The sequence below is a fragment of the Prevotella sp. OH937_COT-195 genome, assembly GCF_003932845.1.
GTDB lineage: Bacteria > Bacteroidota > Bacteroidia > Bacteroidales > Bacteroidaceae > Prevotella.
On record NZ_RQZH01000065.1, the window covers coordinates 1 to 1,580 of the forward strand.

At 53.9% G+C, this 1,580-nt stretch carries 1 pseudogene; it reads left to right on the top strand.

The window, feature by feature from the left end:
* Nucleotides 1-1,580, top strand: a pseudogene (locus EII32_RS12220) (hypothetical protein); the annotation flags it as partial.

Below are 1,580 nucleotides of genomic sequence, written 5' to 3' on the forward strand. Positions count from 1 at the left end.
AAAGGATATACCGGCTCTGACATCTTGAGCGACAAGGGCTTCAAGATGTGGGAGGACGCAGAGGGTAGGAGCCATGTCATAACGGACTTCTTCACCGCGCGTGTCAAGGCGTTTTTCGCATCGCTGGAGATTCGGAAGATTGAACACTCGGCAGGCAACAGAATAGAGAGCCCGGCAGGCAATACCATATCGAGGGTGGACGAGTATTGTCTTCGCGACCCTCTCGATGCGTATTCGGGATACGTGAAAGTTGAAGAGCGTTTCCACGGAAAAACGTATTGGAAAAAACTGGCGCACATCGCAGGCAGGTTCTTCGGGATAACGAAGCGTAACGAGAGCAACGCGCCCGTGGTGTTCTACCGATGTTATTTTACTGCGGAGGATGAAGAAAAGGGTATCACAAACGACTGGCGTGTGGGCGACCAGGCGTACTGCGAGACTTTCAACTTGAGGAAATTCAGAAACGACGGCACTGCTTACGGCGTCACAAACAAGCGTTATTGGCGGCTTGTTATAGATGCAGGGTATGAGATAATAGACGGTGTGGAGCATGGGTATATAGACCTTTGCAATCAACTTGCGTGGAAAATCGAGGAGGGAGGAGATACTTTACATTGTGTCGGGTATGAAAACGTTCCGGATATCGATGTCCCTGCCGTCGGAGACGACGTTGCATGTTTCGGCAGTCAGACGCACCCGGAGACACGCGGTGGCGCGCTGCAATATATTACATGTGGCGAGAGTGACACGAGCGGCATACCGTGCGTTCGCATGTTCTCCGGCATCAATGGTTATGATTTGTCCCGGCATGTAATAAAGGAGAGTTCGCCCAAACGCGAAATGGTGCGCGCGGACAAGTTCGAGATACTTTCCGCATCGGGTACGGGCGAGTACGGCAATATCACATGCTTCCGCGGCGATTGGCGCAACGGGGTGGAATACGGGCATTATGACGTTGTCCTGCATCTCGGCTCTTCATGGCTCTGTACAGTTCCCAAGGGAACGGCCACAACGGAGGAACCTTCAAAAAACGCTTCCTCGTGGGTTGTTTTCGCAGCCCGTGGCGGCACTGCTCCGGTAATATATTGCGACACGGCAAGTGTCGTCTTGGACATGGACAGCGAGGGGCAGTTGCGCGACCCGTACAACGCGCCCATGCCCACACGTTTCTCCATGGCAGTAGACGGAACGAAGATCGAGCCCTCGTTACTCATTCCGAGACGTACCTATGTTGAATACAAAAACCGGCGCGTGTCTCTCAACGGCAAAGTGACATACACTGCTTCCACCGAGGAGGACGGTCTGCGCGTCCGCCGGCTCACACTCTCTACGGACGAGGTGAACATCGAATGGAAGGCAAGTTCTTCCATAAACGGAGACGGCAGGGAGCATCCCACGCCTATAATACTTCATGCAGAGTTTGTCCGCGGAGGTGACACTCTCTCGGCAGAACTCGCAATACCGGTTATAGAGCAACGTGCCCCCGCCACGGTGCTTGCCGAATACTCGGTGACGGGAGAGGACGGCACATGGCATGCCGCATTCGCGGGCGGAGACGTATTTGCACATTACAGTTATGA